The sequence below is a fragment of the Streptomyces sp. NPDC048516 genome, assembly GCF_043199875.1.
GTDB lineage: Bacteria > Actinomycetota > Actinomycetes > Streptomycetales > Streptomycetaceae > Streptomyces.
The window spans coordinates 1-26,279 of record NZ_JBICWS010000011.1 but is presented as its reverse complement, the minus strand read 5'-3'; the positions used below and the strand labels follow the sequence as shown (position 1 = coordinate 26,279).

23 protein-coding genes and 1 tRNA gene are annotated in these 26,279 nt (G+C 71.1%); 18 read left to right on the top strand and 6 right to left on the bottom strand.

Annotated features, from left to right (window positions below):
• Positions 1 to 44 precede the first annotated feature (44 nt).
• Positions 45 to 428, top strand: coding sequence for a DUF5997 family protein (locus ACGFR7_RS22180; RefSeq protein ID WP_393321838.1), 384 nt, complete (start codon positions 45 to 47; stop codon positions 426 to 428).
• A 129-nt stretch (positions 429 to 557) separates the two neighbouring features.
• Here ACGFR7_RS22180 and ACGFR7_RS22175 read toward each other — a convergent pair whose 3' ends face one another.
• A complete protein-coding gene (locus ACGFR7_RS22175) occupies positions 558 to 1,676 on the bottom strand; it encodes an FAD-dependent oxidoreductase (RefSeq protein WP_393321836.1) in 1,119 nt (372 codons plus the stop codon).
• Between the two features lie 136 nt (positions 1,677 to 1,812).
• On the opposite strand from ACGFR7_RS22175, the gene ACGFR7_RS22170 reads away from it, so the two are divergent.
• The 3 genes from ACGFR7_RS22170 (at position 1,813) to ACGFR7_RS22160 (ending at position 3,980) form a co-directional block, all read left to right on the top strand.
• Entirely contained in the window at positions 1,813 to 2,394 is a 582-nt protein-coding gene (locus ACGFR7_RS22170; protein ID WP_393321833.1) for a TetR/AcrR family transcriptional regulator, read from the top strand.
• A gap of 191 nt (positions 2,395 to 2,585) precedes the next feature.
• Complete coding sequence (locus tag ACGFR7_RS22165) at positions 2,586 to 3,422, top strand: class I SAM-dependent methyltransferase (RefSeq protein WP_393321830.1); 837 nt, start codon at positions 2,586 to 2,588, stop codon at positions 3,420 to 3,422.
• A gap of 24 nt (positions 3,423 to 3,446) precedes the next feature.
• The gene (locus tag ACGFR7_RS22160) at positions 3,447 to 3,980 is read left to right on the top strand and encodes a flavin monoamine oxidase family protein (protein ID WP_393322388.1); all 534 of its coding nucleotides are present in this window, start codon (positions 3,447 to 3,449) and stop codon (positions 3,978 to 3,980) included.
• 63 nt (positions 3,981 to 4,043) lie between these two features.
• Here the strand turns inward: ACGFR7_RS22160 and rox are convergent, their stop codons facing one another.
• From rox to ACGFR7_RS22145, 3 genes are all read right to left on the bottom strand, one after another.
• Positions 4,044 to 5,522, bottom strand: a complete 1,479-nt coding sequence (gene rox, locus ACGFR7_RS22155; RefSeq protein ID WP_393321827.1) for a rifampin monooxygenase — start codon at positions 5,520 to 5,522, stop codon at positions 4,044 to 4,046.
• Positions 5,523 to 5,986: 464 nt separating this feature from the next.
• Entirely contained in the window at positions 5,987 to 7,114 is a 1,128-nt protein-coding gene (locus ACGFR7_RS22150; RefSeq protein WP_393322385.1) for an MFS transporter, read from the bottom strand.
• A gap of 183 nt (positions 7,115 to 7,297) precedes the next feature.
• Positions 7,298 to 8,119 carry an alpha/beta fold hydrolase gene (locus tag ACGFR7_RS22145; RefSeq protein ID WP_393321824.1) on the bottom strand — a complete coding sequence of 274 codons (822 nt, stop codon included), beginning with the start codon at positions 8,117 to 8,119 and terminating at the stop codon, positions 7,298 to 7,300.
• A 237-nt stretch (positions 8,120 to 8,356) separates the two neighbouring features.
• On the opposite strand from ACGFR7_RS22145, the gene argC reads away from it, so the two are divergent.
• The 6 genes from argC (at position 8,357) to ACGFR7_RS22115 (ending at position 14,786) form a co-directional block, all read left to right on the top strand.
• Positions 8,357 to 9,385 carry an N-acetyl-gamma-glutamyl-phosphate reductase gene (argC, locus tag ACGFR7_RS22140; RefSeq protein WP_393321822.1) on the top strand — a complete coding sequence of 343 codons (1,029 nt, stop codon included), beginning with the start codon at positions 8,357 to 8,359 and terminating at the stop codon, positions 9,383 to 9,385.
• Positions 9,386 to 9,461: 76 nt separating this feature from the next.
• Positions 9,462 to 10,640: a bifunctional glutamate N-acetyltransferase/amino-acid acetyltransferase ArgJ gene (argJ, locus tag ACGFR7_RS22135; protein ID WP_393321820.1), complete on the top strand. Its 1,179-nt coding sequence runs from the start codon at positions 9,462 to 9,464 to the stop codon at positions 10,638 to 10,640.
• 64 nt (positions 10,641 to 10,704) lie between these two features.
• Positions 10,705 to 11,634 carry an acetylglutamate kinase gene (gene argB / locus ACGFR7_RS22130; protein ID WP_393321817.1) on the top strand — a complete coding sequence of 310 codons (930 nt, stop codon included), beginning with the start codon at positions 10,705 to 10,707 and terminating at the stop codon, positions 11,632 to 11,634.
• Positions 11,631 to 12,866, top strand: coding sequence for an acetylornithine transaminase (locus ACGFR7_RS22125; RefSeq protein WP_393321814.1), 1,236 nt, complete (start codon positions 11,631 to 11,633; stop codon positions 12,864 to 12,866). Before argB ends, ACGFR7_RS22125 begins: the two co-directional genes overlap by 4 nt.
• Before the next feature lie 8 nt (positions 12,867 to 12,874).
• On the top strand, positions 12,875 to 13,432 hold the full coding sequence (locus tag ACGFR7_RS22120; protein ID WP_393321811.1) for an arginine repressor: 558 nt from the start codon (positions 12,875 to 12,877) through the stop codon (positions 13,430 to 13,432).
• Positions 13,433 to 13,700: 268 nt separating this feature from the next.
• Positions 13,701 to 14,786 (top strand): mechanosensitive ion channel family protein, encoded by a 1,086-nt coding sequence (locus tag ACGFR7_RS22115; protein WP_393321808.1) that lies wholly within the window; start codon positions 13,701 to 13,703, stop codon positions 14,784 to 14,786.
• A gap of 159 nt (positions 14,787 to 14,945) precedes the next feature.
• Here the strand turns inward: ACGFR7_RS22115 and ACGFR7_RS22110 are convergent.
• Positions 14,946 to 15,019: transfer RNA gene (locus tag ACGFR7_RS22110), tRNA-Pro, on the bottom strand.
• A 151-nt stretch (positions 15,020 to 15,170) separates the two neighbouring features.
• On the opposite strand from ACGFR7_RS22110, the gene ACGFR7_RS22105 reads away from it, so the two are divergent.
• The 6 genes from ACGFR7_RS22105 to ACGFR7_RS22080 all read left to right on the top strand — a co-directional run bounded on the left by ACGFR7_RS22105 (position 15,171) and on the right by ACGFR7_RS22080 (position 22,896).
• Entirely contained in the window at positions 15,171 to 15,539 is a 369-nt protein-coding gene (locus ACGFR7_RS22105) for a DUF488 domain-containing protein (RefSeq protein ID WP_393321806.1), read from the top strand.
• Positions 15,540 to 15,656: 117 nt separating this feature from the next.
• The gene (locus tag ACGFR7_RS22100) at positions 15,657 to 16,850 is read left to right on the top strand and encodes an argininosuccinate synthase (protein WP_393321803.1); all 1,194 of its coding nucleotides are present in this window, start codon (positions 15,657 to 15,659) and stop codon (positions 16,848 to 16,850) included.
• A gap of 118 nt (positions 16,851 to 16,968) precedes the next feature.
• Positions 16,969 to 18,411, top strand: a complete 1,443-nt coding sequence (argH, locus tag ACGFR7_RS22095; protein ID WP_393321800.1) for an argininosuccinate lyase — start codon at positions 16,969 to 16,971, stop codon at positions 18,409 to 18,411.
• 154 nt (positions 18,412 to 18,565) lie between these two features.
• Positions 18,566 to 19,117 (top strand): helix-turn-helix domain-containing protein, encoded by a 552-nt coding sequence (locus ACGFR7_RS22090; RefSeq protein ID WP_350249912.1) that lies wholly within the window; start codon positions 18,566 to 18,568, stop codon positions 19,115 to 19,117.
• Entirely contained in the window at positions 19,114 to 20,658 is a 1,545-nt protein-coding gene (locus ACGFR7_RS22085; protein ID WP_393321797.1) for an MFS transporter, read from the top strand. Before ACGFR7_RS22090 ends, ACGFR7_RS22085 begins: the two co-directional genes overlap by 4 nt.
• Before the next feature lie 267 nt (positions 20,659 to 20,925).
• Positions 20,926 to 22,896, top strand: a complete 1,971-nt coding sequence (locus ACGFR7_RS22080; RefSeq protein ID WP_393321794.1) for a bifunctional metallophosphatase/5'-nucleotidase — start codon at positions 20,926 to 20,928, stop codon at positions 22,894 to 22,896.
• A gap of 104 nt (positions 22,897 to 23,000) precedes the next feature.
• Here ACGFR7_RS22080 and ACGFR7_RS22075 read toward each other — a convergent pair whose 3' ends face one another.
• The gene (locus ACGFR7_RS22075) at positions 23,001 to 23,669 is read right to left on the bottom strand and encodes a 1-acyl-sn-glycerol-3-phosphate acyltransferase (protein WP_085925955.1); all 669 of its coding nucleotides are present in this window, start codon (positions 23,667 to 23,669) and stop codon (positions 23,001 to 23,003) included.
• Positions 23,670 to 23,976: 307 nt separating this feature from the next.
• Here ACGFR7_RS22075 and ACGFR7_RS22070 point away from each other — a divergent pair, with 307 nt between their 5' ends.
• Both ACGFR7_RS22070 and ACGFR7_RS22065 read left to right on the top strand, forming a co-directional pair.
• Positions 23,977 to 25,113 carry a glycerophosphodiester phosphodiesterase gene (locus ACGFR7_RS22070; RefSeq protein WP_393321790.1) on the top strand — a complete coding sequence of 379 codons (1,137 nt, stop codon included), beginning with the start codon at positions 23,977 to 23,979 and terminating at the stop codon, positions 25,111 to 25,113.
• A 419-nt stretch (positions 25,114 to 25,532) separates the two neighbouring features.
• On the top strand, positions 25,533 to 26,075 hold the full coding sequence (locus tag ACGFR7_RS22065) for a GNAT family N-acetyltransferase (protein WP_393321787.1): 543 nt from the start codon (positions 25,533 to 25,535) through the stop codon (positions 26,073 to 26,075).
• Positions 26,076 to 26,279 lie beyond the last annotated feature (204 nt).

Here is a 26,279-nt window from a genome sequence, read left to right as displayed (position 1 = left end):
GGTCGTGGTCGGAGGTAGCGCACACGATCGATACCCTGGACATCATGACGTCGCACCAGAGCACCCAGACGATGAAGCCCGCCACCGCGGCGAAGAAGCTGGGTGTGTACCTCGAGGCCACCCCCGCCGAGTTCCAGGAGGGTGTCGTCTCGCGCACCGAGTTGAACGCCCTGCAGGCCGATCCGCCCCAGTGGCTGCAGGACCTGCGGCGCAACGGCCCGCACCCCCGGCCGGTGGTCGCGGCGAAGCTGGGCATCTCCATCTCCGGCCTCGCGCGGGGCGGTGTCACCGAGCCCCTCACCACGGAGCAGATCGATGCGCTGAAGAAGGACAGCCCCGAGTGGCTGCAGAAGGAGCGCGCCACCCAGGCCGAGGTCCGCAAGGAAGCGGCCCGTATCAAGGAGAAGAACGCGGCCCGGGGCGAGTAGCCCGGCCGTCCGCGTTCCTGGTCCCGGTCCCGTTCTCGCGTCTGATCCCCGCTCCGGCTCCTGCCGCTGGTCCCGCTCCTTCCCGCCCGGCCGCCCCGACCCGGTACCCGTAGTGGCACCGGGGCGTGGTCAGGCGCCCGTCGGGGGAAGGAGGTGCGCCAGCCCCTCCGCACAGCCCTTGGCGGCCTCGGCCGAGCGCGGCAGCATGACGCTCTCGTACGCACGGACGGCATCGTCGACGGCGGGTTCGGTGACGAGGGCCTGGGCGAGTTCGGCGCCGTCCAGCATGGCGAGATTGGCGCCGAGCCCGAGCGGTGGCATCAGGTGCGCGGCGTCGCCGAGCAGCGTGACGCCGGGGACGTGCTCCCAGGTGGGCGGGACGGGCAGCGCGAAGAGGGGCCGTTGGATGAAGTCGCCGTCGTGGTCGCGCAGCAGAGCGAGCAGGCGCTCGTCCCAGCCGTCGAACATCGTCAGCAGGTGCGCCCGCACGGCCGCCGTGTCACCGAGCTCCACGCCCGCGGCCACCTGCCAGTCCTCCGGTCCGCGGAAGCCTATGTAGACGCGGAGGTGGTCGTCGCTGTTGCGCTGGGCGAACAGGACCTTGCTGTCGGCCCTGGCCACCATGGTGCCGGCGCCGACCATCCGCGCAAGATCGGGATGACGGGTGTCGCAGTCGTCGAAGCCGGCCTCGACGAAGGTGACACCGGTATAGCCGGGTACGGCGTCCCACAGGGCCGGGCGCACCCGCGACCAGGCGCCGTCGGCGCCGATCACCAGGTCGAAGTCCTCGGTGGTGCCGTCACCGAAGAGCAGGCGGCCGGTGCCGTCCGCGAGCGGGGTGACGCCGCTGACGGCACGGTCCCACCGCACGCTGCCCGCGGTGAGGGAATCCAGGAGCAGACCGCGCAGCTGACCGCGGTCGATCTCCGGCCTGTCCTCCTCGCCGTGGTCGTCCGGCGGGCCCTGCGCTGGCAGGACGGCGGCGGTGGCGGGATCGAGCAGGCGCCACTCCTGGCTTTCGGGGCGGGAGAGGGCGCGGAAGCCGTCGAGCAGCCCCGCCGCGCGCAGGGCGGCCTGACCGGTGCTGCCGTGCATATCGAGAGAGCCGCCCTGCGGGCGGGCTCCGGCGGAGGGCTCCCGTTCGAAGACGGTGACGGAGCGACCGTGGCGCTGCAGGACGCGGGCGCAGGTAAGGCCGCCCGGGCCGGCGCCGACGACGGCGATGCGGGGGTGACGAGTGGAGTGCATGGGGCTGTCCCCTCGGACGTGGGTGATCCGCCGGGAGATCCGGCACGACCAAGAAAGCACACCCACTAAATAAGTGCAATGAGTTTACTTTCGCAGTGAGTGCGCTTCGTGATGCCCTTCGGGATACGCTGCGACGGTGACCGAACCGACCGGGCGCCGTGAGCGCAAGAAGGCCCGAACCCGCAAGTCGCTGGCCGACGCCGCACTGGAGCTCTTCCTCGACCGCGGCTACGACCAGGTCTCCGTCAAGGAGGTTGCCGACGCCGCCGACGTGTCGGTGACCACCCTGTTCAAGCACTTCCCCAGCAAGGAAGCGCTGGTTTTCGACGAGGAGGACGACATCGAGGCGGCGCTCGTCGCCGCCGTGCGGGAACGCGCCCCCGGACAGTCGATCCCGCAGGCGCTGTGCGCGCACATCCTGCTGACACAGGACCTCGCCAAGGACCCGAGGTGCGCCCCGTTCCTGCGCATGGTCGAGGACACCCCGGCACTGCGCGACTACTCCCACCGCATGTGGATGCGCCACGAAACGGCCGTCGCACGGGCCATCACCGAGGAGACCGGCGCCCCCGAGGGCGACGTCACCTGCGCCGCCCTCGCCCGTTTCGCGCTGGAGACCCGTGGGCTCCTCCAGCGGCACACCGACCCGCGCCGGGCCGCCGAAGGCGCTTTCGCCCTGCTCGAACACGGCTGGGCGGCCACCCACCCCGAGGACTGACCGGGACCGACCGGGGCCGACCGGGGCCGACCAGGACCGACCAGCTCCGGGCGGGGCGAGAAGACCGGAAACCCCGGACGGACCGGCGTCACACACGGCATACTCCGGCGTTGCACACGAAATGCCTGAGGTCCTTGAGTCGGAAGTTTCTGGGGGTACACATGGAAGCCGGTCAGCCGAGCCGTACCGCGATGAGGGCAGCGCACGCCCGTGCGCGCCACCAGGCCGATCCCCGGAGGGTCTTCACCGACCCGCTGGCGTCGAAGGTCCTCCACCTCGAGCCCGGCGCGTTGCCGCCACCGCCCGACGACCCGGTCGCCCGGCACAACATCCGGTTCGTCGCCGCGCGCAGCCGCTTCGCCGAGGACTCGCTCGCCGCCGCGGTGACCGCCGGCACCCGGCAGGCCGTGGTCCTCGGCGCGGGCCTGGACACCTTCGCCTACCGCAACCCCCACGCCGGCTTGACGGTGTTCGAGGTCGATCATCCGGACACCCAGGAGTGGAAGCGGCAGCAGATGGCCGCGGCCGGGATCGCCCTCCCGCCGTCGCTGGCCTTCGCGCCGACCGACTTCGAACGCGACACCCTCGCCGAGGCCTTGGACGCGGCCGGACTGGACCGCACCCGACCGGCGTTCTTCATCTGGCTCGGGGTCACGCCCTACCTGACACGGGACGCCGTCCTCGCCACACTGCGCTGCGTGGCCGAGCACACCGCGCCCGTCCACGTGGTGTTCGACTACTACGTCGAACCGTCGCCGTCGATGGCGCCGGAGCTCCGCGCCGCGTACGAGGCCGCCACACGGCGGGTGGCGGAGTTCGGCGAACCCTGGCTCAGCCACTTCACCCCGGACGGCATCGCCGATGAGCTGCGCGCGATGAAGCTGGACGACATCGAGGACTTCACGGGGCCCGAACTGCTGGCGCGATACCTGGGCGAACCCGCTCCCGGTGGCGACACCGACGCCGTCACCGATGCCGACGCGTTCAGCGGCCATGTGCTGCGCGCCGGGCGCACCACCGCCCGATAAAGCAGGCACCCCACCACCGTTGGCATTCCACCACCCGATCGGCACCTCACCGCCCGGACAGCGCGTCATCCCGCAACCGAGCAGCTGGGGGCATGGGTGCACCTGTCCAGCCCCGTTCAGCGGATCGCCCACGACGCCACCGGCATCGAGGTGGTTTCCCCCTCGCTCACCGTGCGGGCGCAGCGGGTGATCGTGGCGACGCCCCCGGTGCCGGCGGGGCGGATCACGTTCGATCCGCCGCTGCCCGCTCTCTACAGCCATCTGCCGCAGCGGGTGGTGCCGGGGGCGATCATCCGGGTGCACACGGTGTACCCACAGCCGTTCTGGCGCGAGCAGCACCTGTCCGGACAGACACTCGCACCCCGGTCGCCCGTCCCTTACGGCAGTGCGCTGCGCGAGCCGGTGGGCCGGATCCACTGGGCCGGTACCGAGTCGGCCACGCTGATGCACGGCCTGATGGAGGGAGCGGTGCGCTCCGGCGAGCGAGCCGCCCAGGACATCCTGGTCGCGCTGGCACGCGCCCGGCAGACCGCCGGCCTCCCGGACCGCTCTCCCTGACCCGCCTGCCCCGACCCGCTTGCCCGGCCCGCGCGTCTCGAAGCGGCCGGACCGCCGCCGTGCTCAGCTGCCGGCAGCGCCGAACCACCGGGGCAGCAGGCGGAGCAGGTCGTGCTGGTCGTCACCGACCCAGGCCACATGGCCGTCCGGCCGCAGCAGCGCCGCGGGCACGTCCAGTTCCTCACTGACATCGACGACGTGGTCGACCCGGTCCGCCCAGCCCGCCACCGAGAGCCGGCCGGTCCGGTCGAGCAGCAGTCCGCGGCCGCCGTGCATCAGCTCGTAGAGGCGCCCCTGCTTCAGCTGCACGTCCCGCAGCCGCCGGCCGAGCAGTTCGTGGCCCTCGCCGAAGTCGTAGCGGACCGCGACCGCGGTGATCATCCCGGTCACGTACCGGTTCACCTCCTCGAAATCCATCAGCTTCGAGAACAGCTCCCGTAGCGCGGTCGCCCCCGGGTCGGTTCCCAGCAGCGTCATCTGCGCGCGGGTGCTGTCCAGCACGGCGGCACCCACCGGGTGCCGTTCGGCGTGGTAGCTGTCCAGCAGCCCCTTTGGCGCCCAGCCGCCGACCTCGGCGGCCAGCTTCCAGCCGAGGTTGAACGCGTCCTGCACGCCGAGATTGAGCCCCTGCCCGCCGGTCGGCGGGTGGATGTGCGCCGCGTCGCCGGCCAGCAGGACCCGGCCCACCCGATAGCGCTCGGCCTGCCGGGTGGCGTCACCGAACCGGGACAGCCAGCGCGGCGAGTGCACCCCGAAGTCGGTGCCCGCCGTCGCCCGCAGCTGCTGCTTGAACTCCTCCAGGGTCGGCGCGGTCGCACGGTCTTCGGCCACCCCGTCGGCGGGCACGATGACGCGGCACACCCCGTTCTCCTGGGGGGCGACACCGAACCGCAGTTGGGTCTTGCGGACTTCCTCGACGACGGAGGCGATCGTCGCCGGATCCTCGGTCACCTCCATCTCACCCAGCAGCGTCTCGACGGTGGCGGCCTCGCCGGGGAAACCGACGCCGAGCAGCTTGCGCACCGCACTGCGGCCGCCGTCGCACCCGACGAGGTAGCGCGCCCGCAGGTGTGTGCCTCCCCCTCCTCCGCCCGTGGCGGCCACGCCCCCATGGGCGGAGGTACCCCCATCCGCCAGCTCGACGGTCACCCCGTCCTCGTCCTGGCTCAGCCCGACCACTTCGCAGCCGCGCCGGATCTCGGTGCCGAGTTCGACGGCACGCTCATGGAGCAGCCGCTCGGTGACCGGCTGCGGGACGGCGAGTGCGTACGGGTGAGCCGTTTCCAGCCGGTCCGGCCACGCCTTCATGATGCCGCCGAAGAGCCCGCCGGCCCGGAACTTCTCACTGACCGCGAGGAACCGGTCCAGCAGGCCACGCTGGTCCATCAGCTCGACGCTGCGCGCGTGCAGACCCTGCCCGCGGGATTCCCCGGTCGGCTCGGTCAGCTTCTCCAGCACGACCACCCCCACACCGTGCAGCCGCAGCTCGCAGGCGAGCATCAACCCGGTCGGCCCGCCGCCGGCCACGATCACATCAATCATCAAAACGCCCCGTTCCACGAGATGGGATTCCGGCCGGCTGCCCCACGCGCAGTCCGGCGGCACGTACACCGCACCGCCGCCCCTCTGCGCCGTTGGCGGGTGCCGACCTGCATCGAGCTACGCCAACAACAGCCCACGAACGTCGCAAATCTGCGATTTCCGCAGGTCCTGGCCTTGGTCGAGCATTCTGCGGCACACCCTGGGCCTTGCCGCAAGCCCCCCGGTGCGCTATAAGTTAAGAGTGGCAAGGAGTGGGCAACCTCCTTGCCTTTGCCTTGTGTTGCCGGTGCCGACCGTGAACGGTTTACGGACAAACCCCCGGCGAAGACGCCCGTTTCGCGGCCGCACAGCGCCAGCGTTGGGGCCCAGTGAAGAACGAATGGCCGCGGCGGGGTGGCGGGCCGGCCGGGCTGGTGAGCCCGTTGTCGGTGGAGTCCGTTGCCGGCGCAGTGGTACGGGCGCTGTCACCGCCGGGCGGACACCCGCCCACCGAGGAGCACCGCCCCACCGAGGAGCACCGCGCAGGCCCCGAGCGTCAGCAGCCCGCCGGCGAGGAAGGTGCCCCGCACCTCGGCCAGCGGCAGGATCAGCCCCCCGAGCGCGGCGCCCGCCGCGATACCGGCATGGTACGAACCGGAGTTCGCCGCGAGTGCGAGGTCCGTGCGGCCCGGTGCGCAACGCAGCATCGCGTTCTGGGTGGCCATGAACACCGGCCCGAGTGCACCGCCCATCAGCACCAGGAACACCACCGCCGCCACCGGGTCGGTGCCGGCCGCGTACAGGCCGAGCATCCCCACCGCCTGCGTGGCGACGGCAGTGCCCAGCGCGGACTGCGGAAAGCGATCCAGCAGCGCGCCGGTGATGCTCACCCCGGCCAGGCACGCGACGCCGAAAGCCACGAGCAGGGCGCTGACCGTGCCCGGGGAGAACCCGCTCACGTCGCCCAGGAACTTCACGATGTAGGTGTATCCCGCGAACGCCCCTGTGGCGGACAGGGCCCCGGCCGCAAGCACCGTACCGAACCGGCGGGCATCCGGGACGGTTCCGTAGGCAGCAGGTTCTTCTTCCGGACGCGAGGTCGGCAGGAGAGCGGCGATCGTCACCAGGGAGATGAGCCCCAGGGCCGCCGGCAGGGCGAGGGGCACCCGCCAGCCGCTGTGCTGACCCAGCCAGGTTCCGGCCGGAACACCGATCACGAGGGCGAGTGAACCGGCGACGGACAGCGCCCCGACCACACGCCCGCGGACCTGGGGCGCGAACAGGCCCACCGCGACCGGCCCCACCACGGCCCAGAACAGGGCCTGGGCGAGCGCGGTCAGCAGCCGTGCCACGAGGAGCAGCCAGTAGGAGGTGGCCGGCGCCGCGACCAGGCTGGAGACGACGAGCACGGCCAGTAGCGCCGTGAGTACATGTCGTCGGGCCACCGCCCGCAGGGCGTGGGCGAGCGGCAACGATGCGACGGCCACCGTCACGCCGTAACCCGTGACCAGGAGGCCGACCGCCGGCAGGGACACCCGAAGACTCACGGAGATGAGCCCCAGGAGGCCGATCGGCAGGTTCTCCGCGGTGTTGAAGGTGAAGGCGGCCAGCATCAGGGCCACGAGCACTGCCGGTCCGTGCCAAGGCGCCGGTCGCCCGGTGATCGCACGGACTCTCCCTGCCCTCACCGGTCGCTCCTGCTCGGTGGCACCGTTCATGGAAGTAGCTCACCGGGCTCAGCGGTCCCGCCGCAACCCCATTCCCGGCTCGGCCTCACCACGTCCTGGGTGAACGTTTCATCCGGCGAGGAAGCCGTGGACCGCAGCCGCGAAGCCGGCCGGGTCGTTGGCGTAGACGAAGTGATCGGTCTCCAGTTCGACGAGGCGGGTGCCGGGGCGTCGGGTGACCATCCGTTCTGCCTGGTCCGCCGGCAGCACGCCTCCCTTGGTGCCGCGCACCAGCAGCGCCGGGCAGGTGGAGCCGGTCCAGTCGGCCCAGTGGTCGCCGTGCACGTGGTCCTCGGAGTCGTAGATGTCCTGGGGGTGGAAGTGCAGGCCCCAGGTGCCGTCCGGCCGCTCGCGGACGGCTGACTCGAAGTGCGGTGCGAGCGGGCCGAGTTGCGCGACAAGCGCCTCCCGGCCGGGGGTGCTGCCCGCCGGCAGGTTCAGGACGAACGCCAGCGGGTTGCTGCCGTCCAGGCCGAGTTCGGCGCACCCCTCGGCATTGATCAGTGCGGTGACGCGCTCGGGGCGGCGGGCTGCGAACTGGTAGGCGTTGATCGCACCGAGCGAGTGGCCGAGGAGGGCCGCCCGGTCCAGACGCAGGTGATCCATGAGGGCTTCCAGATCGGCGAGGTAGCCCTCCCGGCCGTAGTCGGCCGCCCGGTCGGACTCGCCGTGGCCGCGCTGATCGGGGGCGATGACCCGCCACTCCGGGGTGAGACGGGCGGCGAGCTCGGCGTACGACAGGCCCTCGGACATGTGCCCGTGCAGGGCGAGCAGCGGCCGGCCGGGGCCGCCGAAGTCCACGTAGGAAAGGGCGCGGCCGGCGACGGTGAGCGCGGAGCGCCTGGCGGTGTCGGTGTCGGTGTCGGTGGCGGTGGCGGTGGCGGTGTCCATGGTTTCACCGTAGAGCAGATCTGTACGGACGTACAAGACGAACGTATAAGACGTATGTTTAAATGCGCTCGCGTGAATCTCGGTGTGTCGAGTGCGCGCCGCCCCTCGTCGCGCCGAGCCCGCCGGCCGCCGTGTCGCCGACCGGAGTGCTCGGCCGTGCCTCCGCATCCGCACCCCTGGCCCATTGCATAACCCTGCCGCTATCCGTATAGTCATGCCATCAAGGAGGAGAGGTCCATGACGGTACGAGCAGCAGTGGCCGGTGCGAGCGGGTATGCGGGCGGTGAAGTGCTGCGCCTGCTTCTGGGGCACCCGGAGGTGGAGATCGGGGCGCTGACCGGGCACTCCAACGCCGGGCAGCGCCTGGGCGGGCTGCAGCCGCACCTGGCGCCGCTGGCCGACCGGGAGCTCCAGCCGACCTCCGCCGAGGTGCTGGCCGGGCACGACGTCGTTTTTCTCGCGCTGCCGCACGGCCAGTCCGCCGCGGTCGCCGAGGAGCTCGGGCCGGAGGTGCTGGTCGTGGACTGCGGCGCCGACTTCCGGCTCAGCGATTCCGCCGACTGGGAGGCCTTCTACGGCTCGGCCCACGCGGGCACCTGGCCGTACGGCCTCCCGGAGCTGCCCGGGGGCCGCGCCGCGCTCCAGGGGACCCGGCGCATCGCGGTCCCGGGCTGCTATCCCACCGCCGTCTCGCTCGCCCTGTTCCCCGCGTACGCGGACCGGCTCGCCGAGCCCGAGGCCGTGATCGTCGCGGCCACCGGCACCTCCGGCGCCGGCAAGGCCCTCAAACCGCATCTGCTGGGCTCCGAGGTCATGGGCTCGATGAGCCCGTACGGCGTCGGCGGCGGGCACCGGCACACCCCCGAGATGATCCAGAACCTGAGCGCGGTGGCCGGCGAGCGGATCAGCGTCTCCTTCACCCCGACCCTGGCTCCCATGTCGCGCGGCATCCTCGCCACCTGCTCGGCGAAGGCGAAGCCCGGCGTGGACGCCGGTGCCGTACGGGCCGCGTACGAGAAGGCGCTGGCCGACGAGCCGTTCCTGCAGCTGCTGCCCGAGGGGCAGTGGCCGTCGACCGCCGCCGTGTACGGGTCCAACACCGCCCAGCTGCAGGTGGCGCTCGATGCGGCGGCCGGCCGGATCATCGCGATCAGCGCCCTCGACAACCTCACCAAGGGGACCGCGGGCGGCGCGGTGCAGAGCATGAACATCGCCCTCGGCCTCCCGGAGGGGACCGGGCTTCCGAAGGTCGGGGTGGCGCCGTGACAGGGACGGACCCGGGGCGGCAGGGCGTGAGGGGCGGGGCCGGCGAGGCCGGCGAAGTGATGGAGGAGAAGAAGCAGTGAGCGTCACGGCAGCACAAGGGTTCACGGCGGCGGGCATCGCCGCCGGGATCAAGGAGAACGGCAACCCGGACCTCGCCCTCGTGGTGAACAACGGGCCACGACTGGCCGCCGCCGGTGTCTTCACCTCCAACCGCGTCAAGGCGGCGCCGGTGCTCTGGTCGGAGCAGGTGCTCAAGAGCGGAGAGCTGTCCGCCGTCGTCCTCAACTCCGGTGGCGCCAATGCCTGTACGGGCCCCAAGGGCTTCCAGGACACCCACGCCACCGCGGAGAAGGTCGCCGAGTCGCTGAACACCGCGGGGTACGACGAAACCGGCGGTCATCACGCGGGCACGGTCGCCGTGTGCTCGACCGGCCTGATCGGCGTCACGCTGCCGATGGACAAGCTGCTGCCCGGTGTCGACCAGGCGGTTGCCCAACTCACCCCGCACGGTGGTGAGAAGGCCGCCATCGCCATCAAGACCACCGACAGCGTGCACAAGACCGCCGTCGTCACCCAGGACAACTGGACCGTCGGCGGGATGGCCAAGGGCGCCGGCATGCTCGCACCGGGCCTGGCCACCATGCTCGTCGTGCTGACCACCGACGCCGATCTGCCGGCCGCCGCGCTCGATACGGCGCTGCGCGAAGCGACCCGCACCACCTTCGACCGGGTCGACTCCGACGGCTGTATGTCGACCAACGACACGGTCCTGCTGCTCGCCTCGGGCGCCTCCGGGGTCGTACCGGACACCGCCGCGTTCGCCGAGGCCGTGCGCACGGTCTGCGACGACCTCGCCCGACAGCTGATCGGGGACGCCGAGGGCGCCAGCAAGGACATCCGGATCGAGGTCGTGGGCGCGGCCGACGAGGACGACGCGGTCGAGGTCGGCCGCTCCATCGCCCGCAACAACCTCCTCAAGTGCGCCATCCACGGCGAGGACCCCAACTGGGGCCGGGTGCTGTCCGCGATCGGCACCACCTCCGCCGTCTTCGAGCCCGACCAGCTCAACGTCGCCATCAACGACGTCTGGGTCTGCAAGAACGGCTCGGTGGGCGAGGACCGCGACCTGGTCGACATGCGCTACCGGGAGGTCCGCATCACCGCCGACCTCGCGGCCGGCACCGAGTCCGCGGTCATCTGGGCCAACGACCTGACCGCCGACTACGTCCACGAGAACAGCGCGTACTCCTCATGAGCGAGTGCATCCATCACCGGCGCGTGCCGTGCCCGCGGCGCGCTCCCAGAAGCGAGGCCCCTTCATGAGTACCCGCAAACACACCGCGCTCCCCAAGGCCCGGACCCTCATCGAGGCGCTGCCCTGGCTGACCCGGCACCACGGCAAGACCGTCGTCATCAAGTTCGGCGGCAACGCCATGGTCGACGAAGAGCTCAAGCGGGCCTTCGCCCAGGACGTGGTCTTCCTGCGGCACGCCGGACTGCGCCCGGTCGTCGTGCACGGCGGCGGCCCGCAGATCAGCGCCCAGCTGGATCTGCTCGGCCTGGAGTCGGAGTTCAAGGGCGGCCTGCGGGTCACCACGCCCGAGGCGATGAACGTCGTGCGGATGGTGCTGGCCGGCCAGGTGCAGCGCGAGCTGGTGGGGCTGCTCAACGAGCACGGCCCGCTCGCCGTCGGCATGACCGGCGAGGACGCCCATCTGATGACCGCGACCAAGCACTTCGCCGACATCGACGGCGAGCGGGTGGACATCGGCCGGGTCGGCGAGATCACCGGTATCGACCCCGGGGCCGTCCACGCGCTCCTGGACGACGGCCGGATCCCGGTCATCTCCTCGATCGCCCGCAGCAGCGACGCGGAGGACACCGCCTCAGGGGCCTCCGGTGTCTTCAACGTCAACGCCGACACCGCCGCGGCCGCGCTGGCCGCGGCCCTCGGCGCCGAGACGCTGATGGTGCTCACCGATGTCGAGGGGCTGTACGAGGACTGGCCGCAGAGCGACGAGGTGATCTCCCGCCTCACCGCCAGTGAACTGGAGAAGCTGCTGCCCGACCTGGCCAGCGGCATGGTCCCCAAGATGCGGGGCTGCCTGCACGCCGTCCGCAACGGCGTCCACACCGCCCGGGTCATCGACGGGCGGGTCCAGCACTCGATTCTGCTGGAGATCTTCACCGACGAAGGAATCGGCACGATGGTCGTGCCGGACGCGAACACGATCGAGGGGGCGACATGAACGACGCGGCACACGGCCACGGCCCGGTGACCAACGCAGGACTCGCCGGCCGCTGGCAGGGCGCCATGATGGACAACTTCGGCACCCCCCGTATCCCGCTCGTCCGGGGCGAGGGCGCCAAGGTGTGGGACGCCGACGGCAACGAGTACCTGGACTTCCTCGGCGGCATCGCGGTCAACGCCCTCGGCCACGCCCACCCCGCGGTGGTCCGTGCGGTCTCCGACCAGGTCGCCACCCTCGGACATGTCTCGAACTTCTTCGTCACCGAGCCCACCGTGGCCCTCGCCGAGCGCCTGCTCGCGCTGGCCGGACGGCCCGGCCGGGTCTACTTCTCCAACTCCGGAGCCGAGGCCAACGAAGCCGCCTTCAAGATCGGCCGGCTGACCGGGCGCCGCCACATGGTCTCCACGGCCGGCGGCTTCCACGGCCGCACCATGGGCGCCCTCGCCCTCACCGGCCAGCCCGCGAAGCAGGCACCGTTCGCGCCGCTGCCCGGTGACGTCGACTACGTCCCGTACGGGGACGTCGAAGCGCTCCGGGCCGCCGTCACCACCGACACCGCCTTCGTCATCCTGGAGCCCGTCCAGGGCGAGAACGGCGTCATCGTCCCGCCGCCCGGCTACCTCCAGGCCGCCCGCGAGATCACCGCCGCCACCGGCACCCTGCTGGTCCTGGACGAGATCCAGACCGGCATCGGCCGGACCGGACACTGGCTGGAGTCCCAGGCGCAGGGCATCGAGGCCGACATCGTCACCCTCGCCAAGGGCCTGGGCGGCGGTCTGCCGATCGGCGCCACGCTGGCCTTCGGCCCGGCCGCCCAGCTGCTCACGCCCGGGTCGCACGGCTCGACGTTCAGCGGCAACCCGGTCGTCTGCGCCGGCGCCCTCGCCGTCCTGGACACCATCGAGGCCGACGGCGTCCTGGAGAACGTCAAGCGGGTCGGCGAGCGGCTGAGGAGCGGGACCGAGGCCCTGGGCCACCCATTGGTCGGCCAGGTCCGCGGTGCGGGCCTCCTCCTGGGTATCGTCTTGACGGAGCCGCTCGCGCCACAGGTGCAGCAGGCGGCTCAGGACGCGGGCCTGCTGGTGAACGCGGTCGCGCCGGATGTCATCCGGCTCGCCCCGCCGCTGATCGTCTCCGACGACGAAGCGGAAGTGTTCCTCCACAAGCTCCCCGGCGTCCTGAACACGGTCCGCCAAGGGGCCGACGGGGAACGACGAGCCGGAGACTGACGACAACGATGACCGAGCTGCAGGGCAACGAGGCGCAGGACAACGAGGCGCAGAACGGCGGCCAGGCCGTACCGCAGACCCGCACCGCCCGCCACCGCCGGATCGTGGACATCCTCAACCGGCTGCCGGTCCGCTCCCAGAGCCAGCTCGCCAAGCTGCTCGCCGACGACGGTCTGTCCGTCACCCAGGCGACGCTCTCGCGCGATCTGGACGAGCTGGGCGCGGTGAAGATCCGCAACACCGGCGGCGAGCTGATCTACGCGGTGCCCAGCGAGGGCGGCGACCGCAAGCCGCGGGCGCCGCTGGGGGAGTCGGCCAAGGAGGAGCGGATGCGCCGCCTCTCCGGCGAACTCCTCATCTCCGCCGAGGCCTCCGCCAACCTCGTGGTCCTGCGCACCCCGCCGGGCGCCGCCCAGTTCCTGGCCTCGGCCATCGACCAGGCCGAACTCCACGACATCCTCGGCACCATCGCGGGCGACGACACCCTGATGCTCATCAGCCGCGACCCGGCGGGCGGCCAGGCCCTCGCCGACCATCTGCTGCGCCTGGCGCAAAAGGCGCACTGACACCACCCGCGCCGCTCCCCGCGCCTTTCGTCACGCCGGGGAGCGGACCGCGCCGCCCCCGGCGGCGGCCGTGCGCACCGTGCACCATCCCACCCGAGCCACCCGCTGCCTGCCGAACCCCATACGGCAGGATGGCAGTTCGCGCCGGGACGTCCCCGGATGTCCCGGCGCCTACGCAGCCCTAGAGACAAGCAGGTGGCATGGTGACGAGACATCACATCCGGCTCATAGCAGGTTCGCTCCTTCCGGTCGCAGGAGGAGCCGGCCGGTGAACCGCGCGGTGACACTGCACGATCTGATCGTGGCCGGGGCCGCGCTGGCGGCCGGCATCGTGGCGGGCCTGCTGCTGCGGGTCGCCCTGCGGTGGCTGGGCAGACACGCCCTCAAAACCCGGTGGAGCGGGGACGACATTCTCGTTGACGCGCTGCGGGCGGTGGTGCCCTGGGCGGCGATCACCGGCGGTCTGGCGGCGGCGGCCGCGGCGCTGCCGCTGACGGAGGCGGTGGGACGCACCGTCAACCGGACGCTGACGGTGCTGCTCATCCTGGTCGTCACGCTCACCGCGGCCCGGGTGATCACCGGAGTGGTGAAGACCTTCGCGCAGTCCCGCTCCGGGGTGGCCGGATCGGCGACCATCTTCGCCAACATCACCCGCATCATCGTTCTGGCGATGGGTTTCCTCGTCGTCCTGCAGACCCTGGGCATCTCCATCGCCCCGCTGCTCACCGCCCTGGGGGTGGGCGGCCTCGCCGTCGCGCTGGCACTCCAGGACACCCTCGCCAACCTCTTCGCGGGCGTGCACATCCTCGCCTCCAAGACGGTGCAGCCCGGTGACTACATCCGGCTCAGCAGCGGCGAGGAGGGCTATGTCGTGGACGTCAACTGGCGGAACACCGTGGTCCGCCAGCTCTCCAACAACCTGGTGATCATCTCCAACGCCCAGCTGGCCGGCACCAACATGACCAACTTCACCCGCCCTGAACAGAAGTTGACGATCCTGGTGCAGGTGGGCGTCGGCTACGACAGCGACCTCGACCATGTCGAACGGGTCACCACCGAGGTCGTCGAGAGCGTGATGAAGGGCGTCGACGGCGGCGACCCCGACCACGAGCCGGCCGTCCGCTTCCACACCTTCGGCGACTCCAGGATCAGCTTCACGGTGATCCTGGGCGTCGGCGAGTTCAGCGACCAGTACCGGATCAAGCACGAGTTCATCAAGCGGCTGCACCAGCGCTACCGTGCCGAGGGCATCCGGATCCCCTCCCCGGCCCGGACCGTGGCCCTCCAGAAGCCGGACGAGATCGCGATACCGCACCAGCGCGACGCCTCGGCCCCGGTTCCGCCGGTGCCGTAGACCCGGCCGCGAACCCGGCCGCCCCGCGCGGGCCTTCCCCCGCCGGGGCGGCCGGGTTCGCACCGTAAGGCACTCTCCCGCAGAAAACGATCAAGGGCCTTGCTCCCGCCGAAGCGAGAACAAGGCCCTGACCTGGGCTCTCAGCCCATTTCTGCACCGTCGGGACGACAGGATTTGAACCTGCGACCCCTTGACCCCCAGTCAAGTGCGCTACCAAGCTGCGCCACGTCCCGGTGCCCGTGCCGGCCGGAGAACTCCCGGCCGGGGCGTGCAGAAGAAAAATACCCTGTCCGGGGCCATGAATCCAAAGCGGGTGCTCGCAGGCGTCGTCCCGGGCCTCCGGCGAAGCCCCGGCCGGCGTGGTTCGATGGTGTTATGGATGAAATGTCCGCAAAGGAAGACCTCCGGGTGCGACGGGTCTACGAGGCGCCGGAGCCGGCGGACGGGGCGCGGGTGCTGGTCGACCGGCTGTGGCCGCGCGGGCTGTCCAAGGAGGACGCGCAGCTCACCGAGTGGTGCAAGGACGTGGCCCCCTCGTCGGAGCTGCGCCGCTGGTTCCACCACGAGGGACCGCGGTTCGCGGAGTTCGCCGAGCGATATCGCCAGGAGCTGGCACAGGAGGCGGTGCGGCCGGCGCTGGAGGGGCTGCGGGAGCGGGCGGCGCAGGGGCCGCTGACGCTGCTGACGGCCACGAAGGACGTCTCCGTGAGTCATGTGAACGTCCTGGTCGAGGTGCTGCGGGAGGAGGCCTGAGGGTTCCGCTGCGCCGGCGGCCCGCCGCTTGACCTGCGTGTTCACCTTCCCGTTGACGAAACATACGGTGGAGTGCATACTTATACCCATCAGCGTATGCACCGTAAGGAGAAACCCGTGACCGAGCGCGTCGTACTCGCCTACTCGGGCGGCCTGGACACCTCTGTCTGTATCGGCTGGATCGCCGAGGAGACGGGCGCCGAGGTCATCGCCGTTGCCGTGGACGTCGGCCAGGGCGGCGAGGACCTGGACGTCATCCGCAAGCGTGCGCTCGACTGCGGTGCGGTCGAGGCCGAGGTCGCGGACGCCAAGGACGAGTTCGCCGACGAGTACTGCCTCCCGGCGATCAAGGCCAACGCCCTGTACATGGACCGCTACCCGCTGGTCTCCGCGCTCTCGCGGCCGACCATCGTCAAGCACCTGGTGGCCGCCGCCAAGAAGCACGGCGCCACCACCGTCGCCCACGGCTGCACCGGCAAGGGCAACGACCAGGTCCGTTTCGAGGCCGGCATCTCCTCCCTCGCACCCGACCTGAAGTGCATCGCCCCGGTCCGCGACTACGCGATGACCCGGGACAAGGCGATCGCGTTCTGCGAGGAGAAGAACCTCCCGATCGCGACCACCAAGAAGTCGCCATACTCCATCGACCAGAACGTCTTCGGGCGGGCCGTGGAGACCGGCTTCCTGGAGGACATCTGGAACGCGCCGATCGAGGACGTGTACGAGTACACGGAGAACCCGGCCACCCAGCGGGAGGCCGACGAGGTCGTCATCTCCTTCAAGGAGGGCGTCCCGGTCGCGATCGACGGCAAGCCCGTCACCGTCCTGCAGGCCATCCAGCAGCTCAACGAGCGCGCCGGCGGCCAGGGCATCGGCCGGATCGACATGGTCGAGGACCGGCTGGTCGGCATCAAGTCCCGCGAGGTCTACGAGGCGCCCGGCGCCATCGCGCTGATCACCGCGCACCAGGAGCTGGAGAACGTCACCGTCGAGCGCGAACTGGCCCGCTACAAGCGGCAGGTCGAGCAGCGCTGGGGCGAGCTGGTCTACGACGGCCTGTGGTTCTCGCCGCTCAAGCGCGCCCTGGAAGGCTTCATCAACGAGGCCAACCAGCAGGTCAGCGGCGACATCCGGATGACCCTGCACGGCGGCCGCGCGGTGGTCACCGGCCGGAAGTCCGACCAGTCGCTCTACGACTTCAACCTCGCGACGTACGACACCGGCGACACCTTCGACCAGTCGCTCTCGAAGGGCTTCATCGAGCTCTTCGGTATGTCGAGCAAGATCGCGGCCAAGCGCGACCTGGCCTGAGCCCGTCTCGTTACCTCCGTACGACGGCCCGCCTCCCCGCCTCTCGCGGCGGGGGTACCCCCTGGTCCTCGGGACCCAGGGGGAGGTCGCGTATCCGAAGCAGCCTTGAGGAGCAGCAGTGAGCAGCAATACCGGTGACGTCCGGCTCTGGGGCGGTCGTTTCGCCGATGGGCCGGCCGAGGCGCTGGCCCAACTGTCGGCGTCCGTCCACTTCGACTGGCGGCTGGCCCCGTACGACATCGCCGGTTCCCGTGCGCACGCCCGGGTGCTCCACAAGGCCGGGCTGCTCACCGACGACGAGCTGACCCGCATGCTCGCCGGCCTCGACCGGCTCGCCGCGGACGTCGCCGACGGCTCGTTCACCGGCACCATCGCCGACGAGGACGTCCACACCGCCCTGGAGCGCGGGCTGCTGGAGCGGCTCGGCCCGGACCTCGGCGGCAAGCTGCGGGCCGGCCGGTCGCGCAACGACCAGGTCGCCACGCTCTTCCGGATGTATCTGCGCGACCACGCGCGGATCATCGGCGGGCTGATCGCCGGCCTCCAGGAGACGCTGGTCTCCCTCGCCGAGGCCCACCCGGACGTGGCGATGCCGGGCCGCACCCACCTCCAGCACGCCCAGCCGGTGCTCTTCGCGCACCATGTACTGGCGCATGTGCAGTCGTTGTCCCGGGATGCGGAGCGGCTGCGGCAGTGGGACGAGCGCACCGCCGTCTCCCCGTACGGCTCGGGTGCGCTGGCCGGCTCCTCGCTCGGCCTCGACCCCGAGGCGGTCGCGGCCGACCTCGGCTTCGAGCACGGCTCGGCAGGCAACTCCATCGACGGCACGGCCTCCCGTGACTTCGTCGCGGAGTTCGCCTTCATCACGGCGATGATCGGGGTGAACCTCTCGCGGATCGCCGAGGAAATCATCCTCTGGAACACGAAGGAGTTCTCCTTCGTCACGCTCCACGACGCCTTCTCGACCGGCTCCTCGATCATGCCGCAGAAGAAGAACCCGGACATCGCGGAACTGGCGCGGGGCAAGTCGGGCCGCCTCATCGGCAATCTGACCGGCCTGCTGGCGACGCTCAAGGCGCTGCCGCTGGCCTACAACCGTGACCTCCAGGAGGACAAGGAGCCGGTCTTTGACTCCTGTGACCAACTGGAGGTGCTGCTTCCGGCGTTCACCGGCATGATGGCCACCCTGACCGTCAACCGTGAGCGGATGGAAGAGCTGGCCCCGGCCGGGTTCTCGCTGGCCACCGACATCGCGGAGTGGCTGGTCAAGCAGGGCGTGCCGTTCCGGGTGGCACACGAGGTCGCCGGTGAGTGCGTCACGGAGTGCGAGGCGCACGACATCGAGCTGGACCAGCTCACCGACGAGCAGTTCGCCAAGATCTCACCGCATCTGACCCCCGAGGTCCGCGGCGTCCTCAACGTCCCGGGCGCGCTCGCCTCGCGCAGCGGCCGGGGTGGCACCGCGCCCTCCGCGGTGGCTGTCCAGCTCGCCGAGGTGCGGGCCGATCTGGTGAAGCAGCAGGAGTGGGCGGCGGCCAAGCAGGCCACCGCGTTGTCATAGCAGGCCATCGAGCTGTCCTGGGGGGAGAACCCCCTGGTCGCAGGAGTGTGTGACGACGGCCCGCCCCCGGGTCAGACCGGGGGGCGGGCCGTCGTCGTGTGCGCGGCGAGGGTCATGTGAGACATCGGCGTCTCATTCAGCTATTGTGTGTCTCATGGCTGTGGATCGTGAACGGGTACTCAAGGAAGCCGCCGCGTTGCTCACGCGCCGGGCATCGACGCCGATGGACGAGATCGCCCGCGCCGCGGGCATCAGCCGCGCGACGCTGCACCGGCACTTCGCCGGCCGGGACGCACTGATCAGGGCGCTGGAGGAGCACGGCATCGCACAGTTCGTGCAGGCGATGGACGCGGCGCGGCTGGAGGAGGGGGACGCCGTCGAGGCGCTGCGCCGGCTGATCGCCGAGGCCGAACCGGTCGCCGCCGTCCTGGCCTTCCTCTTCACCGAGAACCAGCTCTTCGAGGACGGCGAGATCAACGCCGGCTGGGCGGAGCTGGACGCCCGTATCTCCGCCCTCTTCCGCCGCGGCCAGGAAGAGGGCGACTTCCGCATCGAGCTGAGCGCCGCCTGGCTCACCGAGGCCTTCTACGGCCTGATCGGCGCCGGGGCCTGGGCCGTCCACGAAGGACGGGTCGCCCGCAATGACCTCAACCACTCGATCGCCGAGCTGCTGCTCGGCGGCATCCGACGGAGCATGGAGAAATGACCGAGACCATAGCGTCAGAACCGGCCGGCTCGGCTCATGTGGACGACCAGCCCCGGCCGGGACGCTGGCTCGCGCTCGCCGTCCTCGTCCTCGCCGTCCTGCTGGTCGGCGTCGACGCCACGGTCCTCGGCCTCGCCACCCCCTTCCTCAGCGAAGACCTCAGGCCGTCCGGGACGCAGCTGCTGTGGATCGGTGACATCTACTCCTTCGTCATCGCCGGTCTGCTGGTCTCCATGGGCAGCCTCGGCGACCGCATCGGCCGGAAGAAGCTGCTGCTGATCGGCTCCGTCGGCTTCGGCGCCATGTCGGTGCTCGCCGCGTACGCCGCCACCCCGGAGATGATGATCGCCGCACGTGCGCTGCAGGGCGTGGCCGGCGCCACGCTGATGCCGGCCACCCTGGCGCTCATCCGCAACCTCTTCCACGACCCCAGGGAACGCAGTCTGGCCATCGGCATCTGGGGCGCGATGGCCTCGGCCGGTATGGCGGTGGGGCCGGTCCTCGGTGGCTTCCTGCTGGGCCACTTCTGGTGGGGTTCGGTCTTCCTGATCAACCTGCCGGTGATGGCGCTGCTGGTGGCCGTCGGCGCCAGGGTCATCCCCGAGTCGCGTAATCCGGATCCCGGTCCGTGGGACATCCCCAGCGTGCTGCTGGCCCTGGTGGGCATCGTCGCCGTCGTCTACGCCATCAAGGAAGCGGCGGTGGAGGGCTACCGCTGGGATATCGCGCTGGCCGCCGTCATCGGGGTGCTCGCCCTGTTCGTGTTCGTCCGGCGGCAGCTCACCCTCGCCTCGCCGCTGCTGAACATGAAGCTCTTTCACCACCGCGGCTTCTCCGGGGCGGTGCTGGCCGACCTGCTGACCATCCTCGGACTCTCCGGCCTGGTCTTCTTCCTCTCCCAGTTCCTCCAGATGGTGCAGCTGCGCTCGCCGCTGAACGCCGGGCTCACCGAACTACCGGCCGCGATCGGCGCGGTGGGCGCCGGTCTTGCGGCCGGCTGGGTCGCCCGTCGGCTGTCCGTGCGGATCGTGGTGGCCGGCGGCCTCGCCGTGGTCGGGCTCTCGCTGGTCGGCTGCACCACCCTGCACGGCGACACCGGCACCGCCGCACTGTGCCTGATCCTCTTCGTCGTCGGCATCGGCGCCGGTTTCTCGTTCACCGTCACCGCCGATGTGATCCTCTCCAGCGTCCCCAAGGAGGAGGCGGGAGCCGCCTCCGCGGTCTCCGAGACGGCGTACGAGCTGGGCGCCGCGCTCGGCATCGCGCTGCTGGGTTCCATCGTGACCGGCATCTACCGGGGCTTCACCGCCCCGCCCGGGGTCCCGGCACCGGCCGCGGACGCCGCCCGCGAATCGCTCGGCGGCGCCTTCGAGGCGGCCCGCCACCTCCCCGCCGACCAGGCCGCGGCGCTGGTGAAGGCCGCACAGCACTCCTTCGTCGCGGGGGTGGACGCCGCGGCAGCGGTGGGTGCGGCGGTCCTGCTGTCCGCCGCGGTGGCCGCCTGGTTCCTGCTCCGCGGCCAGGAGCTGGCGAACAGCTAGCGGGCGTTTCGCCGCACTCCGCGGGCCGCGAGACCGGGGGAACACCCCAGGGCCGATCCGCCGGACGGCGGGCACCCACCGCGCCTCAGGGCGTGTCCTGTGGATCACGGTGCCGTGCACCGGCCATGATCCACGGGACACGCCCTGGGGGCGACTGTCCCTCGCCCGTTCACGCCCGGTACGTGTGCTGGTGACCGGCCGTCCGGCGCGGCTCGTTTGACTCTCCCGTCGTCCCCCTACGGACGGCTCGTTCAGGAGAGTGACGCAGTGCGCGACATCGGACGACGCTCCTTCATCACCGCCGCGGGGGCCCTGGCCACCGCGAGCGCCATCGGAAGCAACGCCTACGCCACCGGCCACGCCCGCGACGCGGCCACCGCCGACGAATACGTCGATGTCCAGCTCCTCAACATCACCGATCTGCACGGCTATCTGCAGGGCGCCCCGGGCGCCAACTCCCTCATCACCGGTGCCGGCGGGAAGACGTACACCGTGGGCGGCGTGGCCTACATGGCCGCCCACCTGGAGCGGCTGAGAGACGGCCGGGACAACTCGCTCTTCTTCGCCCCCGGCGACCTCTTCTCCGGCTGGGAGTTCGACGCCTCCTCCTTCGCCGACGAGCCCACCATCGAGGCGCTCAACGCCATGGGCATGGACTTCGCCTCGACCGGCAACCACGAGTTCGACAAGTCGGCGGCCTACCTGACCTCGCACATGGGCGACGGTGACGCCTTCCCGGTGGTCGGACGGGACGACGACTTCAAGGACTCCACCGGGCGCCGCTTCGAGGGCGCGAAGTTCCCCTACTACTGCGCCAACATGGTGTGGAACGCGACCGGCGAGCCCGTACTGGCGCCGTACAACATCGAGTACGTGGACGCCGGCCGGGGCCGCCGGCTGGCGATCGGCTTCATCCATCTGACCGCCATCGGCACCGAGTCGTTCCCCGGCTCCTACCAGCCGGGACTGCGCACCCTGGACGAACTGGAGACCGCCAACCGCTGTGCCGCGGAGCTCAAGAAGCGCGGCGTCCATGCGATCGTGCTCAGCATGCACGACGGCGCGGTGGCCGGCAGCGACTTCTCCAGCGGCAAGAACCCCTCGGGACCCGCCTACGAACTGGCACTGCGCGTCTCGCCCGACATCGATGCCATCGTCACCGGCCACTGGCACCGCGCCTTCACCATGATGCTCCCCGACCCCAACGGCGACCCCCGCCCCTTCGTCGAGGCCGGCTGCTACGGGCAGATCATCAACGAGATCAACCTCCGCCTCGACCCGGACACCGGAGCGGTGATCCGGGAGCTGACCACCTCCACCAACCACCCCAACACCCGCGATGTGACGCCGGATCCCGAGCTGCGCTCGATCGCCGGCTACTGGGCCGGCTACGCCTCCCGCCGCGCCCGCACCAAGATCGGCACCCAGACCGCCTCCTTCACCCGGCGGCGCAACGCGCTGGGGGAGTCCACCATGGGCAACCTCGTCGCCGACTGGGCGCTGTGGGCGGGCCGGCAGCCGCACGGTCCGATGGACGACCCCGCCGACCACCCCAACACCCCCGCCGACCTCGCCGTGATCGCGGTCGCCCCGCGCGTCGGCCAGGCGGTGATCGCCGGAGATCTGATCCGCAGCCAGGAGACCGACGGCACCGTCACCTTTGCGCAGGCCTGGAACTCCGTGGGCTTCGGCGACCCGATCCTGACCGTCACCGTCACCGGCCGGCAGATCCATGACGCGCTGGAAGAACAGTGGGCGCCGACCGCCGGCGGCGGCCTCGGCTTCTCACCGCTCGCGGTCTCCGGAAACGTCCGCTACACCTTCGACGCCGCGGGACGGGTCGGCCGGCGGATCGACCCCGCTGACGTCTTCATCGACGGCACCGCACTCGACACCGCCCGCCGCTACCGCCTCGCCGCCCCCTCGTACACCCTCATCAACCAGGACGGCTTCAGCGCCTTCACCGGCTTCACCGCACCGGTCCGGCACACCCGCGACTACGAGAGCTTCATCTCCTTCGTCCGCACCAAGAAGCAGCTCACGCCGGCACCGTTGAACCGGGTGCGGGTCAAGAACGCGGGGGTGCCCGGCGCCCGCACCGGCACCGTCACCCAACGCCAGCAACTGCTCCAGGCCGACGGCAGCGTGGTACCGCGGCCCGAGGCGGCGCTGCGTACGGCGCTGACCGGCGGCGCCGAGGGCCAGCGTGCCCCCGGCGGCTTCCGGGTGCCGTGCTGAACCGGGGCGGGCCGGGTACCTGCTGACCTCGGGCGGGAGCACCGCACGCAGCACGGGCCCCGTCCGGGAATCGGACGGGGCCCGTGCTGCGGGTCGAGGGCGGGTCAGGCGGCCCTGGCCTTGGTGGCGTAGATGTCGACGTACTCCTGGCCGGACAGCTCCATCACGTCGCTCATCACCTCGTCGGTGACGGCGCGCAGCACATAGCGGTCGCGGTCCATGCCGTCGTAGCGGGAGAAGTCCAGCGGCTCACCGAAGCGCACCGTCACCGGGGCGATGTGCGGGCGGCCCTTGCCGCCGGGCTGCACCTTGTCGGTGCCGATCATCGCGAACGGGACGACGGGCGCGCCGGTCATCAGGGTGAGCCGGGCGATACCCGTACGGCCGCGGTAGAGACGGCCGTCGGGGGAGCGGGTGCCCTCGGGGTAGATGCCGAAGACGCTGCCCTCCTCCAGGATCCGGCGGCCGGTCATCAGTGCCGCGACACCGCCGTGCCCGCCGTCGCGGTCCACCGGGATCATGCCGGCGCTGGTGAAGAACCAGGCCATCAGCCGGCCCTTGACGCCCTTGCCGGTGACGTACTCGTCCTTGCCGATGAAGTACACCGGGCGCTTGACCACCAGGCTCAGGAACAGCGAGTCGATGAAGGTGACGTGATTGCCGGCCAGGATCACCGGTCCGGTCGCCGGAATGCGCTCCATGCCCTCAACCTTCGGGCGGTACAGGACACGCATGACGAATCCGAGAATCGCCTTCAGCACAATGCGGGACAACGGGCCCTCCGGGTCGCGACTGGTCAACGTCAAGCGGGCGCAGACCTCTGCAGCCCAGGACAATACTCGCGGGTCACTGCGGCTCGCACATCGGGTTCATGACGTCGATACGCACAGTTGACCCACGGTTGACGTGTGTTACCTCCATGTTCCCCCCTATGTTGGTGGGCGTCTCCCCGGCATGACCCGTCCGTGCTTACGATCGGCCCGGTTCCGTGGGCCGGTGTGCAACACGCCTCACCGCACGCCGGAAAACACCCGGAAGCACCTGGAACACACGAAATCACCTCGGACAAGGAGCGTGGGCATGCACAAGTGGCAGCAGCCGGGACGACGGACGGTGCTGGGGGCCGCGGCCCTCGGCGCGGGAGCGGCGGTATTCGGCGGAGCCGGCCAGGCGAGCGCCCGTGCCCGCGAGGGCGCACCCCAGGAGCTGCCGGTGCCGCTGATCGTCGGCCATCGCGGCGCCAGCGGCTACCGCCCCGAGCACACCTTCGGCTCCTACCAACTCGCCCTCGACATGGGCGCGGACGTCATCGAGCAGGACCTCGTCCCCACCAAGGACGGGCACCTGGTCTGCCGTCACGAGAACGACATCACCGCCACCACGGATGTCTCCGCGCACCCCGAGTTCGCGGACCGCAAGACCACCAAGACCGTGGACGGCGCCAAGCTGACCGGCTGGTTCACCGAGGACTTCACGCTCGCGGAGCTCAAGACCCTGCGCGCAAAGGAGCGCATACCGGGCACCCGCCAGCACAACACCCTCTACGACGGTGTGTGGGAGGTGCCGACCTTCGAGGAGGTCCTGCAGTGGGCCGAGCGCGAGGGCCGCAAGCGGGGCCGCCGCGTCTGGCTGCACATCGAGACCAAGCACCCCACCTACTTCCGGAAGCTCGGCCTCGGCCTGGAGGAGCGGCTGGCCAAGGCGCTGCGGGCGCACGGCCGGCACCGGAAGAACTCCCCGAACTTCCTGCAGTCCTTCGAGCCGAGCAGCATCCAGCGCCTGGACAAGCTGGTCGACTGCCCCAAGGTCGTCCTGCTGGGCACCCTCAAGGACCGTCCCTGGGACTTCACGGTGTCCGGTGACCCGCGCACCGTGGCCGACCTGGTCAAGCCCGAGGGCCTGAAGTGGCTCGCCGGCTTCGCCCAGGGCATCGGCCCGGACCTGACCGTGATCATCCCGCGGGACGCCGACGGCAAGCTCGGCGAGCCCAGCTCCGTGGTCAAGGACGCGCACGCCGCCGGACTGGTGCTGCACCCCTACACGGTCCGCAACGAGAACACCTTCCTGCCGGCGGACTTGCGCCGCGGCACCGACCCGAACGCCTACGGCGACTCCCTCCGCTTCTTCAAGGCGCTCCTGGGGACGGGGATCGACGGCCTGTTCTCCGACAACCCGGACACCGCGCTGCTGGCGGCCGCGGAGTTCCGCAAGAGCTGACCCTCCGGGGGCCCTTCGGGGGCCCTTCGGGGGCCCTTCGGGGACGCGCCGGGGCCCGTCGTGGCCCCGGCGCGTCCCCGGTGCGGTCCCTCTGCGGTGGACCGCCGCCGTGGCGGAGTCCGGACCGGCACCATCTCCCCTGCGCTCTCCGCCGACTTCCCCGCACTCTCATCTGAGTTGGGAATGTCACAGGAGAGCTCGGTGCCGGTCCGTTCCGTCTGCCCCATATGCCTGCGCAGAATGCTCGCGGCGGAGATTGCCGCTGCCACATACCGGGGAACCCGGAAGAAGCAGTGTCAGCCACGTCATGGCGGCGACGGGTACCCCACGGCGCCGTCCGTCAGGGCACATCGTTCCGGGCGCACCCCTCTCACCCTCGGCGCCCGGACCAACGAACCGAATAGGGGAGGCATACGCGCATGGGCACGAGCGTGACCATCTCTGCGGCGACCGACCAGGACGCCGAGCAGATCCTCAAACTCCAGTACCTCTGCTACCAGCAGGAAGCCGCGCTGTACGACGACTACGGCATCGAACCGCTCACCCAGACGCTGCAGGCGCTGCGCGCCGAACTGGGCGAGGGCTGCGTCATGGTGGCCAGGCTCGGCGAGGAGGTGGTCGGGTCCGTGCGCGGCACGGTCGACGAGGACGGCACCGGGCGGATAGCCAAGCTCATCGTGCACCCGCGGATGCAGCGGCACGGCCTGGGCGGGCGGCTGCTGGACGCCGTCGAGCAGCGGCTGGCGGCCGAGCGGTCGGCCACCCGCTACCGCCTGTTCGCCGGCCACCGCAGCGAGGGCAATCTGCGGTTGTACCGCAGCCGCGGCTATGCGCCCGTGGGAACCGAGCAGCGCACCCCCCGGCTGAGCGTGGTGACGCTGGAGAAGGAGCTTTGCGCGGAGGCCGCCGCCGTGGGGACGCCCGCCGAACCGAGCCAGGGGGAGTTCGCCGCCCAGGCGTGAAGCCGCCCAGGCGGTGAGGCTGCCCAGGCGGTGAAGCCGCCCCGGTGTGAAGCCGCCCCGGTGTGAGAAATGGGGAGTGGCCCGGCCCGGCCCCCGCCCCCGGCCGGGCCCCCCCCCCCCCGGGCCCCCCCACACGCGGCGGGCGGGGGGGGAAGGGCGCCGCGCCCCCACCACCCCACAGGGACGGGCGCGCAGATCCGCCTA

Bases quoted from the DNA above. Each gene is read 5' to 3' on its own strand.
- ACGFR7_RS22105 (WP_393321806.1), top strand. From the start codon at position 15,171: ATGTCCGCAAAGGAAGACCTCCGGGTGCGACGGGTCTACGAGGCGCCG.
- ACGFR7_RS22120 (WP_393321811.1), top strand. From the start codon at position 12,875: ATGACCGAGCTGCAGGGCAACGAGGCGCAGGACAACGAGGCGCAGAAC.
- ACGFR7_RS22165 (WP_393321830.1), top strand. From the start codon at position 2,586: ATGAGGGCAGCGCACGCCCGTGCGCGCCACCAGGCCGATCCCCGGAGG.
- ACGFR7_RS22065 (WP_393321787.1), top strand. From the start codon at position 25,533: ATGGGCACGAGCGTGACCATCTCTGCGGCGACCGACCAGGACGCCGAG.
- argB (WP_393321817.1), top strand. From the start codon at position 10,705: ATGAGTACCCGCAAACACACCGCGCTCCCCAAGGCCCGGACCCTCATC.
- ACGFR7_RS22175 (WP_393321836.1), bottom strand. From the start codon at position 1,676: ATGCACTCCACTCGTCACCCCCGCATCGCCGTCGTCGGCGCCGGCCCG.
- ACGFR7_RS22085 (WP_393321797.1), top strand. From the start codon at position 19,114: ATGACCGAGACCATAGCGTCAGAACCGGCCGGCTCGGCTCATGTGGAC.
- ACGFR7_RS22180 (WP_393321838.1), top strand. From the start codon at position 45: ATGACGTCGCACCAGAGCACCCAGACGATGAAGCCCGCCACCGCGGCG.
- ACGFR7_RS22090 (WP_350249912.1), top strand. From the start codon at position 18,566: ATGGCTGTGGATCGTGAACGGGTACTCAAGGAAGCCGCCGCGTTGCTC.
- argC (WP_393321822.1), top strand. From the start codon at position 8,357: ATGACGGTACGAGCAGCAGTGGCCGGTGCGAGCGGGTATGCGGGCGGT.
- ACGFR7_RS22150 (WP_393322385.1), bottom strand. From the start codon at position 7,114: ATGCTGGCCGCCTTCACCTTCAACACCGCGGAGAACCTGCCGATCGGC.
- ACGFR7_RS22125 (WP_393321814.1), top strand. From the start codon at position 11,631: ATGAACGACGCGGCACACGGCCACGGCCCGGTGACCAACGCAGGACTC.
- ACGFR7_RS22070 (WP_393321790.1), top strand. From the start codon at position 23,977: ATGCACAAGTGGCAGCAGCCGGGACGACGGACGGTGCTGGGGGCCGCG.
- rox (WP_393321827.1), bottom strand. From the start codon at position 5,522: ATGATTGATGTGATCGTGGCCGGCGGCGGGCCGACCGGGTTGATGCTC.
- ACGFR7_RS22145 (WP_393321824.1), bottom strand. From the start codon at position 8,119: ATGGACACCGCCACCGCCACCGCCACCGACACCGACACCGACACCGCC.